The following is a 15,367-nucleotide window of genomic DNA, read 5'->3' on the forward strand; positions in this document are numbered from 1 at the left end:
CGCGCCGCCGTGCCGCCAGTACAATGACCGGCAATCCAGCCGTTCCCCACGAGGCCCGCCATGACCGACTCGATCAAAGCCTTGCTGAAGCCGCACGTGCGCGACATCGGCAACCTGCAGGTGCGCCGCACGCTGCCCGCGCTCGCCGCACGCCTCGTCGGCCCGTTCATCTTCTTCGATCACATGGGGCCCGCCATGCTGCCGGCCGGCACGGGGCTCGACGTGCGCCCGCATCCGCACATCGGGCTCGCGACGGTCACCTACCTGTTCGACGGCGCGATCCTGCACCGCGACAGCCTCGGCTCGCGGCAGGAAATCGTGCCGGGCGACGTGAACTGGATGACGGCCGGCCGCGGGATCGTCCACTCGGAGCGCACGCCCGACGCGCAACGCGCGAGCGGCCACACCGTGCACGGGATCCAGACCTGGGTCGCGCTGCCGAAAGCGCACGAGACGACCGAGCCGTCGTTCGAGCACCACGCGGCCGACACGCTGCCCAAGCGGGACGAAGACGGCGTGGCGCTGACGGTGATCGCCGGCGACGCGTTCGGGTTGCGCTCGCCCGTGACGACGTTCTCGCGCACGCTGTACGTCGCGGCCGAATTCGCGGCCGGCGGCCGGCTCGAACTCGATGCGTCGCACGAGGAGCGCGCGGTCTACGTGGTCGACGGGGAGCTCGCGATCGACGGCGCGCCGGTGCCGGCCGAACGGATGGCCGTGCTCGCGCCGGGCGCGAGCGTCACGCTGACGAGCGGCAGCGGCGCGCGCGCGATGCTGCTCGGCGGCGACCGGATGGACGGCGAACGCTTCATCGAGTGGAATTTCGTCGCGAGCAGCCGCGATGCGATCGAACGCGCGAAAGCGGCGTGGACGCGCCAGGAGATGGGCAAGGTGCCCGGCGAGACCGAATGGATTGCGCTGCCCGAAGCGAAGCCGCGTTGAAAAAGCGGCCCACCGCCCCCACCCTGACGATATTCGAACGGAAGAGAACGCCATGGACACCACGCTTGCCACATTCGAGAAAGACGTCATCGAGGCGTCGCTGGACACGCCCGTGCTGGTCGACTTCTGGGCGCCGTGGTGCGGGCCCTGCAAGACGCTCGGCCCGCTGCTGGAAAAGCTCGAAGCCGACTACGCAGGCCGCTGGAAGCTCGTGAAGGTCAACGTCGACGAGAACCAGGAGCTCGCCGCGCACTTCCAGACGCGCAGCATCCCGCACGTGATCGCGTTCGCGGACGGGCGGCCGGTCGACCAGTTCGTCGGCGTGCTGCCCGAAGGGCAGTTGCGCGCGTTCCTCGACCGGTTGCTGCCGGCCCCCGAGGAAGCCGAACGCCGCGCCGCGCAGTACGCGATGGCCGAACAGCGCTTCGACGATGCGCGCGCGCACCTCGAAGCGGCGCTCGCGCTGAACCCCGGCTACGACGACGCGCGCCTCGACCTGATCGAGCTGCTGCTCGCGCGCAACGAAGTCGATGCCGCACGCGCGGAGACCGAGCGCCTGTCGCCGCAAACCGTGCAGAACGGCGACCCGCGCTACCAGGCGATCAAGACCCGTTTCGACGCGCTCGACGCCACGGCCGACCTGCCGCCGACCGACGCGCTCGAGGCGCGCATCGCGGCGAACCCGGCCGATCTCGACGCGCGCTTCGACCTCGCGCAGAGCCTGATCGCGCGGCGCGCGTACGAAGGGGCGCTGGAACAGTTGCTGGAAATCGTGACGCGCGATCGCGCGTACGGCGACGATCTCGGCCGCCGCACGATGATCTCGGTGTTCGAACTGGCCGGCGATCGGCCCGACCTCGTCGCCGCGTGGCGACGCAAGCTGAGCATGGCGCTCAACTGACCCGACGCGCGACCGGCCGGGCCGCCACGGCCCGGCCGCATCGGCCTATCGCTCGCGGCACGTCGCCCGCGCCGCGGCATCGTCCTTGCGTGCCCGCGCGCCGCACGCTCAGCCGGCCGCCCGTGCCGCGATCGCCCGCAGCGCATGCGCGGCCGCCGCGAAACCGAAGCTCGCGGTCACGCACACGCTCGAACCGAAGCCCGCACAGTTGAGCCCCGCGACGTGCGCGGCCGCGGACGGCTCGGCGCCGTCCTCGATGTCGCAGGCCGCCGCTTCCGGATAGATCAGCGGCTCGTCCGAATACACGGCGCTGACCTTGAAGCGCGCCTTCGGCCCGCGCGGAAAGCCGTGCTGCTTGCGCAGCTGCGCGCGGACCTTCGACAGCAGCGGATCCTGAATCGTCAGCGCGAGATCGTCGATGCGGATGCGCGTCGGGTCGAGCTGCCCGCCCGCGCCGCCGACGACGATCAACGGCTGCCGTTTCGCGACGCACCACGCGATCAGCGCGACCTTCGTGCGCACGCTGTCGATCGCATCGATCACGTAGTCGAAGCCGCCGCCGAGCAGCGCGTCGAAATTGTCGGGTTCGACGAAATCCTCGACGCGGTTCACGCGGCATGCGGGATCGATCAGCGCGATGCGCTCGGCCATCGCGTCGACCTTCGGCTTGCCGTAATTGCCGTCGAGCGCATGGATCTGCCGGTTCGTGTTGCTTTCCGCGACGTTGTCGAGATCGATCAGCGTCAGCGTGCCGACCGCGTTGCGCGCGAGCGCCTCGGCCACCCACGACCCGACGCCGCCGATTCCGATCACCGCGACGTGCGCCCGCTCGAACGCGGCGGCCGCCGGCGCGCCGTACAGGCGCGCGACGCCGCCGAAACGCCGCGCGCGATCCACGTCAAGCTGGATTTCCGGGGTCGGGGTAAGATCGGAAGAACTGGGCGGGGCGGCGTCGGCGGCGGACATGGCAGCAAGGAAAACGTAAGTCGTGCAGCCCTCTATTCTGCCTGAACTCCCCGCTCGCACGCGCTACCGTGCACGCACGATTCTCGCGCGTTCGCTATACTGGCCCCAGATTGAAGCGTTTGCATAACATGACGACTCTCGCCGATCTTCGGATCAACTATTCGCGCGCTTCGCTCGACGAAGCCGATGCCGCCCCCGACCCCTTCGCCCAGTTCGATCGCTGGTTCAAGGAGGCGCTCGCCGCCAAGCTGCCCGAGCCGAACACGATGACGCTCGCGACCGTCGGCGCCGACGGCCGGCCGTCGGCCCGGATCGTGCTCATCAAGGGCGTCGACGAACGCGGGTTCGTCTTCTTCACCAATTACGAAAGCCGCAAGGGGCACGATCTGGCCGTGCATCCGCACGCCGCGCTGCTGTTCTACTGGATCGAGCTCGAGCGCCAGGTACGCATCGAAGGCCGGATCGAGAAAACCAGCGCGGAAGAAAGCGACCGCTATTTCGCGTCGCGCCCGCTCGGCTCGCGCATCGGCGCGTGGGCGTCGGACCAGAGCACCGTGATCGACAGCCGCGCGACGCTCGAAGCGCGCGAAAAGGCCGTCGGCGAACGCTATGGCGACAACCCGCCGCGCCCGCCGCACTGGGGCGGCTACCGCCTCGTGCCCGACGCGATCGAGTTCTGGCAGGGGCGCCCGTCGCGGCTGCACGACCGCCTGCTCTATACGCGCGACACCGCGGCGGCGTCGGGCTGGACGATCTCGCGCCTGTCGCCGTAAGCGCGGCGCCGGCACGCGCCGGTCGTGTCCCGGGTTGCATCCGGGCGCCCGCGCCGCACGCACGCGGCGGGCGCCGGTCAGGATACTTGGCTGTATTCGATTCAACGAACAAACGGAGAATCCAAATGTTCTGGGAAAAGAAGCTGGCACAGTGGGCGGACGAAGTACGGGCGAAAGCGAACATACCGGCGCGACTCGTGCTGTGGAACGGCGATCAACTCGATTTCGGCACCTTCAGCGCGCCGCAGGTCACGCTGAAGGTGAACAGCGCGTCGGCGCTGCCACTGCTGCTCGAACCGAGCCTCGACAATCTCGGCGAGGCATACGTGAAGGGCAAGATCGACATCGAAGGCAAGCTGTCGGACATCATCAACATCGGCTACTCGCTCGCGCGCAGCACCGTGACGAGCGCGAGCAAGCTCGCACGCGTGAAGCGCTACTTCAATCACACGAAGAGCACCGACAAGAAAGCGATCCAGTACCACTACGACGTCTCGAACGAGTTCTACAAGCTGTGGCTCGACGAGAACATGGTGTACTCGTGCGCGTACTTCGAGAACGGCGACGAGGATCTCGCCACCGCGCAGATCAAGAAGATCGACCACATCCTGACGAAGATCCAGCTGCAGCCCGGCCAGCGCCTGCTCGACATCGGCTGCGGATGGGGCGCGCTGGTGCTGCGCGCCGCGCAGAAGTTCGGCGCGACGTGTCTCGGCGTGACGCTGTCGCAGAACCAGTTCGACCTCGCGACCGCGCGCGTGAAGGCGGCGGGGCTGGAAGACAGGATCGAGATTCGTCTGCAGGATTACCGCGAGATCGAAGGTCAGTTCGACCGCATCACGAGCGTCGGGATGTTCGAGCACGTCGGGCGCAAGAACCTGCCGCTCTATTTCTCGCGCGTCCGCGAGCTGCTGACCGACGACGGCATCGCGATGAACCACGGGATCACGTCGACCGACGCGGAAAGCGGTGAAACCGCGCTCGGCGGCGGCGAATTCATCGACCGCTACGTGTTCCCGGACGGCGAGCTCCCGCACATCAGCCTCGCGCTCGAAGCGGCGCAGCGCGGCGGGCTCGAGGCGGTTGACGTCGAAAGTCTGCGCCGGCACTATGCGCGCACGCTCGACATCTGGACGGAAAACTTCGAGGCGAAAGCCGAGGAAGCGCGAAAGCTCGTCGACGACGAAAAATTCCGCATCTGGCGCGTGTATCTCGCCGGCTGCGCGTATGCGTTCGAGCACGACGACGTGTCGATCTTCCAGATCGTGTGCCGCAAGGCCGGGCGCAGCGCGAAAACGCTGCCGTGGTCGCGGCGCTATATGTACGAACACGCGCTGCCGCGCTAGGCAGCGCATCACGCTGGGCATGCATGGGTGACGGCAGGACGCGGCGCAAGGCGCCGCCGCAACGACAGCGGCACGACGACACCGACGAGTCGCACGCCGACGGGCAGTTCGACCTGTTCGGCGTGCCGACGGACACTGCACGCACGTCGCCAGCGGACGGTGACCGCTTCGCCAGCCCCGACGAGCCCGTGACGCCGGACGCAGCGAAAGACCCGCGACCGGCGCCGCCCGCCCGTACGATCTCCCGCCCCGCCGCCGAAGACGCACCCGCCCCGTCGTCCGGCCTGCTGTGGGACGAACCGCCGTCGGCGGCCGCCCCGCCGAAGAAAGGCCGCCGCAAGCGCGGCGTGCTGCCCGCGCCGATCTCGGCGGACGTCGCCGAAGTCGCGGCCGGCCTGCCGCCGAACGTGCGGCTCGGCACGTCGTCGTGGTATTTCCCCGGCTGGAACGGCATCGTCTACGACGGCGACTTCGCGCAGACGAAGCTGTCGCGCGAAGGGCTCGAAGCGTATGGCGCGCATCCGCTGCTGAAAAGCGTGAGCCTCGACCGGTCGTTCTACGGCCCGCTGTCGGTGGCCGACTACCTGCGCTACGCGCAGCAGGTGCCCGATGATTTCCGCTTCGTCGTGAAGGCGCCGGCCGCGGTGACCGACGCGGTGATCCGCGGCCGGCGCGGCGAGCCGTCCGGGCCGAACCCGACGTTCCTCGATGCGCCGCTCGCGACCCGCGACTTCGTCCAGCCGTGCCTCGACGGGCTCGGCCGGAAAGCCGGCGTGCTCGTGTTCCAGTTCTCGCCGCTGCCCGATCAACTGCTCGCGCAGCCGGCCGCGCTGATCGACCGGCTCGCCGCGTTCTTCGCGGCGCTGCCGCCGTTGCCGCCGGACGCCGACGGCACGCGCTATGCGATCGAGATCCGCGACGCGAGCCTGCTCACGCCGCGCTTCATCCGCGCACTGGCCGCGCTCGGCGTGCGCTACTGCGTCGGCCTGCACGCGCGGATGCCCGACCCGCTGCGCCAGGCCGCCGCGCTCGCGCTGCTCGACGGCGACGCGCCGGGCCCGCTGATCGTGCGCTGGAGCCTGCACGGCGGCTTCAAGTACGAGCAGGCGAAAGCGAAATACGAGCCGTTCGACAAGCTCGTCGACGAGGATCCGGCCACGCGTTCGGCGCTCGCCGAACTGGCCGCGCGCTACGCGCTGGCCGGGCAGCCGGTGATCATCACGATCAACAACAAGGCGGAAGGCTCGGCACCGCTGTCGTGCCTCGCACTCGCACGCGAAATCGCCGCCGCGTGCGCGCAGTGGCGCAACGAGGCGGCGTGACGCCGGTTGCCGCGGCCGACGCTCAGGCGCCGCGCAGCGACTTCAGCCGGTGCGAGAACTTCTGCCGGAATTTCGCGAGCTTCGGCCCGATCACGACCGAGCAATAGCCCTGCCCCGGGTTGCGCGCGTAATAGTTCTGATGATAGTCCTCGGCCGGCCAGTAGTTGCCGTCGAGCGGCACGACCTGTGTGACGATCGGCTGGCCGAACACCTGTTCGCGCTCGAGCTCGCGGATCACGTCGAGCGCCGTATCGCGTTGCGCATCCGAGTGCGTGAACACGACCGACCGGTATTGCGTGCCGACGTCGTTGCCCTGCCGGTTCAACTGGGTCGGATCGTGCGTCGCGAAGAAAATCTCGAGGATCTCGCGATAACCGATGCGCGCCGGATCGAACGTCACGTTGACGACTTCCGCATGGCCAGTATCGCCTTCGCAGATGTCGCGATAGCCCGGATTGCGCGTATGACCGCCCGCGTAACCCGACTGGACGGCCGTCACGCCGTCGACGTCGAGAAACACGGCCTCCGTGCACCAGAAACACCCGCCTCCGAGCGTCGCGGTTTCAAGCATTTCGTTCCCCATGAAATCAGCCTCTCGTGGATGATGGCAGCCGGCACACGCGTGCCGGCTGCCACGGTTTCGCATCGCCGCTGCCGGCCCGCGGTGCGGGTCGCAGCGGCACTCCGGCAAGTATCTCACTCGCGCGCGAAACTGGCAGATCGGCCAGGCGTCGCACGCGACCGGCAGCGTATTTCTCGTCTACACTAGGCACGCGCACGCGGCGGTCACCCCGCCGCGTCAACCCAGCGTCCGATGCATGCCCGACCCCGATGCCAACACCATCTGCCGGAACATCGATATGCACGCCTTAACAGACATCGCCTGCGTCGCGGCCCCGCTCGCCGCTACGTCAATCGCACCGTCGCGGTGGCGCGTGCCCGTTTCACGGAGCGCGCCGCGCGGCAACCCGTCGCCTTTTCCCGCTTTCACGACCTGATGCACGGCATCGCGCGCGTCGCCGACGCGTTGCATTCGCCTGCCGCTCGCTCCGCCGGCATGATGCGCGCCGCGCGGCCACCGCAGTCCGCACGTCCGCAACGAACGGCCGTGCGTCCACGATCCGATACCTTCGAGAGACACCACCATGAGCATGCGGCCTGACCCGACGTTTCACGCTTCGCCCGAGCTTGCGATGCAGGCGCCGGCGGAAGAGTTTGCCTATACGTTGTTGCTGAGCCCCGATTTTTCCAGACCCGACGCGCTCGCCGTGATCGACGTGAAGCCCGGTTCGTCGACGTACGGCAAGATCGTGCATACGGTGACGATGCCGAACACCGGCGACGAGTTTCACCATTTCGGCTGGAATGCGTGCTCGTCGTCGCTGTCGCCGCTCACCGGCCATGCGTTCCTCGAGCGCCGCTTCCTGATCATCCCCGGCCTGCGCTCGTCGCGCATCTACGTGATCGACACGAAGCCGCATCCGACGCAGGCGCGCATCCACAAGATCATCGAGCCCGACGAGATCTTCGCGAAAACCGGCTATTCGCGGCCGCACACCGTGCATTGCGGCCCCGAGGGCATCTACGTGAGCACGCTCGGCGGGGCGGGCAAGGACGGCACCGACGGCGCGCCCGGCATCTTCATCATGGATTGCGAAACCTTCGACGTGCTCGGCCGTTGGGAAATCGACCGCGGCCCGCAGGACAAGCACTACGACTTCTGGTGGAACCTGCCGCGCGACTACATGGTGTCGAGCGAATGGGCGCTGCCGCCGCAATTCGAGAACGGGATCGTCCCCGAGGATCTGCTCGCGAACAAGTACGGGCACCGGCTGCATTTCTGGGATCTGCGCGCGCGACGCAACGTGCAGACGATCGATCTCGGCGCGCAGCACCAGATGGCGCTCGAGGTACGGCCCGCGCACGACCCGGTGCGCGAGTACGGATTCGTCGGCGTCGTGGTCGATACGACCAATCTCGAAGGCTCGATCTGGACCTGGTGGCGCGAAGGCGGCAAGTTCCATGTGAAGAAGACCGCGACGATCCCCGCCGAGCCGGCGCCGGCCGACGAGTTGCCGCCGCTGCTGCAAGGATTCGGCGCGGTGCCGCCGCTCGTGACCGACATCGACCTGTCGCTCGACGATCGCTTCCTGTACGTGTCGTGCTGGGGCACCGGCGAGATGCGCCAGTACGACGTGTCGGACCCGCACCACCCGGTGCTCGCCGGGTCGGTGCGCATCGGCGGCATCGCGCGCCGTGCGCCGCACTCGAACGGCCGCACGTTCGCGGGCGGCCCGCAGATGGTCGAGATCAGCCGCGACGGCCGGCGCGTGTACTGGACCAACTCGCTCTATTCGACGTGGGACGACCAGTTCTATCCGGACGGCGTGCCGGCCGCGCAGGTACTCGCGCACGCGGGGCCGGACGGCGGGCTGACGCTCGCCGACGACTACTGGGTCGAATTCCCCGACGGCTATCGCGCGCACCAGATCCGGCTCGAAGGCGGCGACTGCTCGACCGACTCGTTCTGCTATCCGTCGGTCAAGCGTTGAGCGCCGGGCTTCATGCGCCGTTCGCGCTGTGGGCGGCCGTGCTCGCGAGCGGCGTCTATCACGGGCTCAACCCGGCGATGGGCTGGCCGCTCGCGGTGTCGAACGCGCTGATGACGCGCCGCGGCGGCGCGCTCGTCGCGGCGCTCGGCTATCTCGCGCTCGGTCATGCGCTCGCCGTCTTCGCGGTGATGCTGCCGTTCGGGCTGCTCGCCGCACTGCTCGCGTGGCAGACGGCGATCCGGATCGGCGCGAGCGCGCTCGTGATCGGCTTCGGCGCGGTGCTGCTGATCCGGCGCCGACATCCGCGGGCGCTCGCGCGGATTCCGCCGGCGCGGCTCGGCCTGTGGTCGTTCGCGGTCGCGCTCGCGCACGGCGCGGGGCTGATGCTCGTGCCGATCTACCTCGGCCTCTGCGGGCTCGACCGCGATGCCGGCCACCGCGCGGCGGCGATGCTCGTCGATGCGCATCTCGGGATGGCGCTCGTCGTCGCGGCCGTGCACGCGGCCGCGATGATCGCCGCCGGCGGCGGGCTCGCATGGCTCGTGTACCGCTATCTCGGGCTGAAGTTCGTGTCGCGGAGCTGGTTCAATCTCGACACGGTGTGGGCGTCGAGCCTGATCGTGACGGGGGCGCTGTCGCTCGGGCTGGCGGCGGCGCGATAGCGCGGGTCGCGGTCGCGATGCGATGCAATGCCCGGCAGCGCAATCCGGCGCCGGGACGAACGGCCGCACCGTCAAAAAGCGTGACGGAACCGCGATGCCGGCCGCGCGCCGCACTGTTCGCTACGTCACCCTGCCGTCACGATGCGCCGCCCGACCGGGCCCGGCGGCCCCGATTCCGCTAAAATCGGGCCATGCGCACCCCTTCCTCATCGACCGCCTTGTCGTCTTTCGTCCGCCGCGCCCGTCGCACCCGCGCCGTGTCGCGCCCGCCCGTCCCGTCCCGGATGGCTGCCCGATGAGCCACGCCAATCCGCCGGATTTCGACTCGGCCGCCTTCCGGCAGGCGCTCGGCCAGTTCGCGACGGGCGTGACGGTGATCACGACGCAGGCGCCCTCCGGCCAGTTGATCGGCATCACCGCCAGCTCGTTCAATTCGGTTTCGCTCGATCCGCCGCTCGTGCTGTGGAGCCTCGCGCACAAATCGGCGTCGACGCCGGTGTTCCGCGGCAACAGCCATTACGTGGTGAACGTGCTCGCGGCGTCGCAGCTCGACCTGTGCAAGCGCTTTTCGACCTACAAGGGCGACCGCTTCGAAGGGATCGCGCACGCGGCCGGCAACTCGGGGATGCCCGTGCTCGACGGCGCGCTCGCGTGGTTCGAATGCCACAACCGCAGCCGCTACGACGAAGGCGACCACGTGATCTTCGTCGGCGAAGTGGAGCGCTGCGGCGTGCGCGCCGTATCGGACGCCGCCCCGCCGCTCGTGTTCCACGGCGGCGGCTTCCACGGCCTCACACCGCTTTGATCGCCCCCGTGCGCGCGAGGCCGACCGGCGCGCCGGCTTCGTCCTTCAGCGTCTGCAGCACGATGTTCGAACGGATGTCCATCACGCCCGGCGCCTTGTACAGGCGGTTCAGCACGAAATCCGAATAGTGCTTGAGGTTGTGCGCGAGCACGCGCAGCAGATAGTGGCTCTCGCCCGTCACGACGAACGCGCCGACCACCTCCGGCCATTCGCGCAGCGCTTCCGCGAAGCGCTCGTGCCATTGATTCTCTTCGTTGCGCATCGACACCTGCACGAACGCCTCGAGCTCGAAGCCGAGCTTCTCGCGGCTCAGGCACGCGCGATAGTGCTCGATCACGCCCTGCTCCTCGAGCAGGCGCATGCGGCGCAGGCAGGCGGATGGCGAAAGCGAAATGCGTTCGGCCAGGTCGAGATTGCTGATTCTGCCCTCCTCCTGCAATACCGCCAGAATCCGGCAGTCGGTGGCATCGAGCGTGATCGCGTGCATTTTTGGTCCCCGTTTTCCCTCTGAGTCGAATTATCTGCCAATCCGGCGGATTGTCCATGTTTATTTCGCAAGCACTTTCTGCGAGCGTCCACCTATCATTCGAAGGATCGACTCTTCGCTTCGTCATGCCATGGACACACTCTGGGACATCTCGCCGCCCGTCAGCCCCGCCACCCCCGTGTGGCCGGGCGATACGCCGGTTTCCGTCGAGCGCGTGTGGCGGATGGAGGCCGGTTCGCCGGTCAACGTCGCGCGCCTGACGCTGTCGCCGCACACGGGCGCGCACTGCGACGCGCCGCTGCACTACGACGCCGACGGCGCGCCGATCGGCGCGGTGCCGCTCGACACCTATCTCGGCCCGTGCCGCGTGATCCATTGCATCGGCGCGGCGCCCGTCGTGCGGCCGGCCGATATCGCGGCCGCGCTCGACGGCGTGCCGCCGCGCGTGCTGCTGCGCACGTATGCGCGCGCCGCGGTCGAACGATGGGACAGCCATTTCTGCGCGGTCGCGCCCGACACCGTCGATCTGCTCGCCGCGCATGGCGTCAAGCTGATCGGCATCGACACGCCGTCGCTCGACCCGCAGGAATCGAAGACGATGGATGCGCATCATCGTGTGCGCGCGCACCGGATGGCGATCCTCGAAGGCATCGTGCTCGACGACGTGCCGCCCGGCGACTACGAACTGATCGCGCTGCCGCTGAAATTCGCGACGCTCGACGCGAGCCCCGTGCGCGCGGTGCTGCGCGCGCTGCCCGCCCGCGCCGCCTGACTACCCCGACCTACGACCCCACATCATGATGATCAAGACCCGTGAAGACGCGCTCGCGCTCGACCGCGACGACCCGCTGGCCCCGCTGCGCGACCAGTTCTCGCTGCCCGACGGCGTGATCTACCTCGACGGCAATTCGCTCGGCGCGCAGCCGCGCGCGTCGGCCGCCCGCGCGCAGCAGGTGATCGGCGCCGAATGGGGCGACGGCCTGATCCGCAGCTGGAACACGGCCGGCTGGTTCGCGCTGCCGCGCCGCCTCGGCGACAAGCTCGCGACGCTGATCGGCGGCGCGCCCGGCGAAACGGTCGTGACCGACACCATCTCGATCAACCTGTTCAAGCTGCTGTCGGCGATGCTGCGCCACCAGGCCGAGCGCGCGCCCGAGCGCCGCGTGATCGTGTCGGAGCGCTCGAACTTCCCGACCGATCTGTATATCGCGCAGGGGCTGATCGAACAGCTCGGCGGCGGCTACGAGCTGCGCCTGATCGACGATCCGGCCGACCTGCCCGGCGCGCTCGGCGCGGACACGGCCGTCGCGATGATCACGCACGTGAACTACCGCACCGGCTACATGCACGACATGCCGGCCGTCACGCAGCTCGTGCACGACGCGGGCGCGCTGATGCTGTGGGATCTCGCGCACTCGGCCGGCGCGGTGCCGGTCGACCTGAACGGCGCACGCGCGGACGGCGCGGTCGGCTGCACGTACAAGTACCTGAACGGCGGCCCCGGCTCACCCGCGTTCGTGTGGGTGCCGCAGCGTCACCTCGCGCATTTCTCGCAGCCGCTGTCGGGCTGGTGGGGCCATCGCGCGCCGTTCGCGATGCAGCCGGGCTTCGCGCCGGATCCGGGCATCGCGCGCTTCCTGTGCGGCACGCAGCCGATCGTGTCGATGTCGATGGTCGAATGCGGGCTCGACGTGTTCCTGCAGACCGACATGGATGCGATCCGCCGCAAGTCGCTCGCGCTGACCGACGCGTTCATCGCGCTCGTCGAAGCGCGCTGCGCGGGCCTGTCGCTGAAGCTCGTCACGCCGCGCGCGCATCACCAGCGCGGCTCGCAGGCGAGCTTCGAGCATCCGCACGGCTACGAAGTGATGCAGGCGCTGATCGCGCGCGGCGTGATCGGCGACTACCGCGAGCCGTACGTGCTGCGCTTCGGCTTCACGCCGCTCTATACGCGCTTCGTCGACGTGTGGGATGCGGTCGAGACGCTGCGCGACATCCTCGCCACCGATGCGTGGAAGGCGCCCGAATTCGCCGAACGCGGCGCGGTGACCTGAGCGGTCTTGCGCGGCGCGCCGCCGTTGCAGGCGGCGCATGCGCCGCGCGTTCGTCATTCAAATCTGGAGAAAGTCGTGAATTCTGGTCATATGCAGCCGCCCGGCGGCGACGCGCCGGCAGGCTGCCCGTTCTCGGGCGCACGCGCCGCCCAACCGGCGCAAGCCGCGCATGAAGCGCCGCACGTGCCGGGCGAGGCCGACACGCAAGCCGGCTGGCACAACGCGCAACTCGATTTCTCGAAGTCGATGAGCTACGGCGACTACCTGTCGCTGAATTCGATCCTCGACGCGCAGCATCCGCTGTCGCCCGATCACAACGAGATGCTGTTCATCATCCAGCATCAGACGAGCGAGCTGTGGATGAAGCTCGCGCTGTTCGAGCTGCGCGGCGCGCTCGACGCGGTGCGCACCGACGCGCTGCCGCCCGCGTTCAAGATGCTTGCGCGCGTGTCGCGCATCCTCGAGCAACTGGTGCAGGCGTGGAACGTGCTGTCGACGATGACGCCGTCCGAGTATTCGGCGATGCGGCCGTATCTCGGCCAGTCGTCGGGCTTCCAGTCGTACCAGTATCGCCAGCTCGAATTCCTGCTCGGCAACAAGAACGCGCAGATGCTGCAGCCGCATGCGCACCGTGCCGACATCCTCGAACAGGTGCGCGCGACACTCGAGGCGCCGTCGTTCTACGACGAGGTCGTGCGCCTGCTCGCGCGGCGCGGGTTCGCGATCGCGGCGGAGCGGCTCGAGCGCGACTGGACGCAGCCGATGCGGCACGACGAGACGGTCGAGGCCGCATGGCTCGAGGTCTATCGTCATCCGCAGCAGCACTGGGAGCTGTACGAGATGGCCGAGGAACTGGTCGATCTCGAGGATGCGTTCCGCCAGTGGCGCTTCCGTCACGTGACGACGGTCGAACGCATCATCGGCTTCAAGCAGGGCACGGGCGGCACGAGCGGCGCGCCGTACCTGCGCAAGATGCTCGACGTCGTGCTGTTCCCCGAGCTCTGGCACGTGCGCACCACGCTGTAACGCCCGTCACGCGCCCGCCGTCACGACGACGTGCGGGCGAGTTCTTCCCCTTCGCGCGGCTGAGCCGGCGCGCGCGACAGCCGCGGAATGTGCCGCCGCACCGCGAGCAGCGCGACGCACACCACGCCCATCGCGACGGCCAGCATCGTCAGGTACGCGCCCGCGCCGCCCGACGTGATCACGATCGCGCCCGCGAACGCACTGAGGATCGCGCCGAGCCGGCCGAACGCGAGCGCGCTCGCGGTGCCCGTCGCGCGTACGGCCGTCGGGTAGATGTACGCGCAGAGCGCATACATCGTCGACTGCACCGCGTTGACGAACAACCCGTGCAGGCCGAGCCCGACGATCAGCCAGCCCGTGTGGCGGCTCGCATCGACACCCATCAGCCACACCGCGCTCGCCGCGCCGCCGATGCTGCACAGCGCGAGCGGCCAGCGCGAGCCCGCATGCGCGATCGCCCATGCGCACAGCAGCGCGCCGATCACGCCGCCGAGGTTGTACGCGGTGAGCCCCGAGCCCGCGACCGACACGCTCAACCCGCTCGCCGCGAGCATCGTCGGCAGCCAGCTGAACGCCGCATACACGGCGAGCAGGCACATGAAGAACGCGCACCAGAGCGCGATCGTGTCGCGCGCCTGCCCGCCCGCGAACAGCGCGCCGAAGCCGCCGCGGCCGCCCGGCGCACGGGCGTCCTTCATATCGGTGAACACGGTGCCCGGCGCGACCGGCCGCCGCATCCGCGCGAGCAGCGCACCGAGTTCCGGCCAGCGTGCGGGGCGCCGCGCCAGATAACGCGGTGATTCCGGCAACGCGCGCACGAGCACGAAGCCGAGCACGAGCGGCAACGCGCCGCCCGCGAAGAACAGCCCGCGCCAGCCGTAGCGCGGCAGCACCTCGTGCGCGAACAGGCCGGCCAGCATCCCGCCGAGCGGCACGCAGACGATCGTCGCGGTCACCATCATCGTGCGGCGCCGCGCGGGCGTGTATTCGGCGGTCATCGTCGTGGCCGTCGGCAGCGCGCCGCCGATCCCGAGCCCCGCGCAAAAGCGCAGTATCGCGATCGTCGCGACGTCGGGCGCGAACCCGATCGCGCAGGTCGCGATGCCGAACAGGAATACGCTGCCGATCACGGCCTGGCGGCGGCCGAAGCGGTCCGCGACGAGCCCCGCGCACGCGCTGCCGATCCCCATGCCGACCAGCCCCGCCGCGACGGCCGGCGCGAACGCGCCGCGCGCGATGCCCCATTCGCGAATCAGCACGGGAATCGCGAAACCGATCAACTGGCCGTCGAAGCCGTCGAGCACGATCGCGAGCGCGGCGAGCAGCACGACGCAGCGCTGCATCGCCGTGAACGGCCCGTCGTCGAGCGTCGTGCCGATGTCGACCGACGGCGGCAGCCGTTCATTCAGGGCGTCGGGTGTGCTCATGCGGCCTCCGATGCACCGCGCGCCGGCGGCAAGATGCGCGGACGGCGCGCGACGAGACAACGGCATTCGATGGTTTTCATGGCGTCTCCGGTTGTCCGGGCTGG

The 15,367-nt window shown here is 69.2% G+C and carries 16 protein-coding genes; 11 read left to right on the top strand and 5 right to left on the bottom strand.

Features of this window, described 5'->3' with window-relative positions:
* The first annotated feature begins 60 nt into the window (after positions 1-60).
* Positions 61-942, top strand: coding sequence for a pirin family protein (locus tag LGN10_RS26965; RefSeq protein WP_059578417.1), 882 nt, complete (start codon positions 61-63; stop codon positions 940-942).
* Between the two features lie 52 nt (positions 943-994).
* Positions 995-1,843 carry a thioredoxin gene (gene trxA / locus LGN10_RS26970; protein ID WP_059578420.1) on the top strand — a complete coding sequence of 283 codons (849 nt, stop codon included), beginning with the start codon at positions 995-997 and terminating at the stop codon, positions 1,841-1,843.
* A gap of 108 nt (positions 1,844-1,951) precedes the next feature.
* On the opposite strand, the gene LGN10_RS26975 is transcribed toward trxA, so the two are convergent.
* Positions 1,952-2,809, bottom strand: a complete 858-nt coding sequence (locus LGN10_RS26975; RefSeq protein WP_059578424.1) for a ThiF family adenylyltransferase — start codon at positions 2,807-2,809, stop codon at positions 1,952-1,954.
* A 128-nt stretch (positions 2,810-2,937) separates the two neighbouring features.
* Here LGN10_RS26975 and pdxH point away from each other — a divergent pair, with 128 nt between their 5' ends.
* The 3 genes from pdxH (at position 2,938) to LGN10_RS26990 (ending at position 6,250) form a co-directional block, all read left to right on the top strand.
* Positions 2,938-3,582, top strand: coding sequence for a pyridoxamine 5'-phosphate oxidase (gene pdxH / locus LGN10_RS26980; RefSeq protein WP_059644820.1), 645 nt, complete (start codon positions 2,938-2,940; stop codon positions 3,580-3,582).
* A gap of 125 nt (positions 3,583-3,707) precedes the next feature.
* Positions 3,708-4,928, top strand: coding sequence for an SAM-dependent methyltransferase (locus tag LGN10_RS26985; RefSeq protein WP_124659056.1), 1,221 nt, complete (start codon positions 3,708-3,710; stop codon positions 4,926-4,928).
* Positions 4,929-4,951: 23 nt separating this feature from the next.
* Complete coding sequence (locus LGN10_RS26990) at positions 4,952-6,250, top strand: DUF72 domain-containing protein (RefSeq protein WP_226225592.1); 1,299 nt, start codon at positions 4,952-4,954, stop codon at positions 6,248-6,250.
* A 22-nt stretch (positions 6,251-6,272) separates the two neighbouring features.
* Here LGN10_RS26990 and msrA read toward each other — a convergent pair whose 3' ends face one another.
* Both msrA and LGN10_RS27000 read right to left on the bottom strand, forming a co-directional pair.
* Positions 6,273-6,833: a peptide-methionine (S)-S-oxide reductase MsrA gene (gene msrA / locus LGN10_RS26995; protein ID WP_059578436.1), complete on the bottom strand. Its 561-nt coding sequence runs from the start codon at positions 6,831-6,833 to the stop codon at positions 6,273-6,275.
* A gap of 216 nt (positions 6,834-7,049) precedes the next feature.
* A complete protein-coding gene (locus LGN10_RS27000; protein WP_226094298.1) occupies positions 7,050-7,283 on the bottom strand; it encodes a hypothetical protein in 234 nt (77 codons plus the stop codon).
* A gap of 112 nt (positions 7,284-7,395) precedes the next feature.
* On the opposite strand from LGN10_RS27000, the gene LGN10_RS27005 reads away from it, so the two are divergent.
* From LGN10_RS27005 to LGN10_RS27015, 3 genes are all read left to right on the top strand, one after another.
* Complete coding sequence (locus LGN10_RS27005; RefSeq protein WP_059578438.1) at positions 7,396-8,802, top strand: selenium-binding protein SBP56-related protein; 1,407 nt, start codon at positions 7,396-7,398, stop codon at positions 8,800-8,802.
* Positions 8,799-9,464, top strand: coding sequence for a hypothetical protein (locus LGN10_RS27010; protein WP_099316759.1), 666 nt, complete (start codon positions 8,799-8,801; stop codon positions 9,462-9,464). Before LGN10_RS27005 ends, LGN10_RS27010 begins: the two co-directional genes overlap by 4 nt.
* Positions 9,465-9,759: 295 nt before the next feature.
* Positions 9,760-10,269, top strand: coding sequence for a flavin reductase family protein (locus LGN10_RS27015; RefSeq protein WP_059578443.1), 510 nt, complete (start codon positions 9,760-9,762; stop codon positions 10,267-10,269).
* Here LGN10_RS27015 and LGN10_RS27020 read toward each other — a convergent pair.
* On the bottom strand, positions 10,256-10,756 hold the full coding sequence (locus LGN10_RS27020; protein ID WP_006477992.1) for an Lrp/AsnC family transcriptional regulator: 501 nt from the start codon (positions 10,754-10,756) through the stop codon (positions 10,256-10,258). The two genes, LGN10_RS27015 and LGN10_RS27020, sit on opposite strands and share 14 nt — an antisense overlap.
* 130 nt (positions 10,757-10,886) lie before the next feature.
* Between LGN10_RS27020 and kynB the strand changes: the two genes are divergently transcribed.
* From kynB to kynA, 3 genes are all read left to right on the top strand, one after another.
* Entirely contained in the window at positions 10,887-11,528 is a 642-nt protein-coding gene (gene kynB, locus LGN10_RS27025; RefSeq protein WP_059578446.1) for an arylformamidase, read from the top strand.
* 28 nt (positions 11,529-11,556) lie between these two features.
* Complete coding sequence (kynU, locus tag LGN10_RS27030) at positions 11,557-12,810, top strand: kynureninase (RefSeq protein ID WP_264163271.1); 1,254 nt, start codon at positions 11,557-11,559, stop codon at positions 12,808-12,810.
* Between the two features lie 90 nt (positions 12,811-12,900).
* Positions 12,901-13,836, top strand: coding sequence for a tryptophan 2,3-dioxygenase (gene kynA, locus LGN10_RS27035; protein ID WP_226225610.1), 936 nt, complete (start codon positions 12,901-12,903; stop codon positions 13,834-13,836).
* Positions 13,837-13,856: 20 nt separating this feature from the next.
* Here kynA and LGN10_RS27040 read toward each other — a convergent pair whose 3' ends face one another.
* The gene (locus tag LGN10_RS27040) at positions 13,857-15,263 is read right to left on the bottom strand and encodes an MFS transporter (RefSeq protein ID WP_226225593.1); all 1,407 of its coding nucleotides are present in this window, start codon (positions 15,261-15,263) and stop codon (positions 13,857-13,859) included.
* Positions 15,264-15,367: the final 104 nt, after the last annotated feature.

The sequence above is a fragment of the Burkholderia sp. AU32262 genome (genome assembly GCF_020419985.1).
GTDB classification, from domain to species: Bacteria; Pseudomonadota; Gammaproteobacteria; order Burkholderiales; family Burkholderiaceae; genus Burkholderia; species Burkholderia semiarida.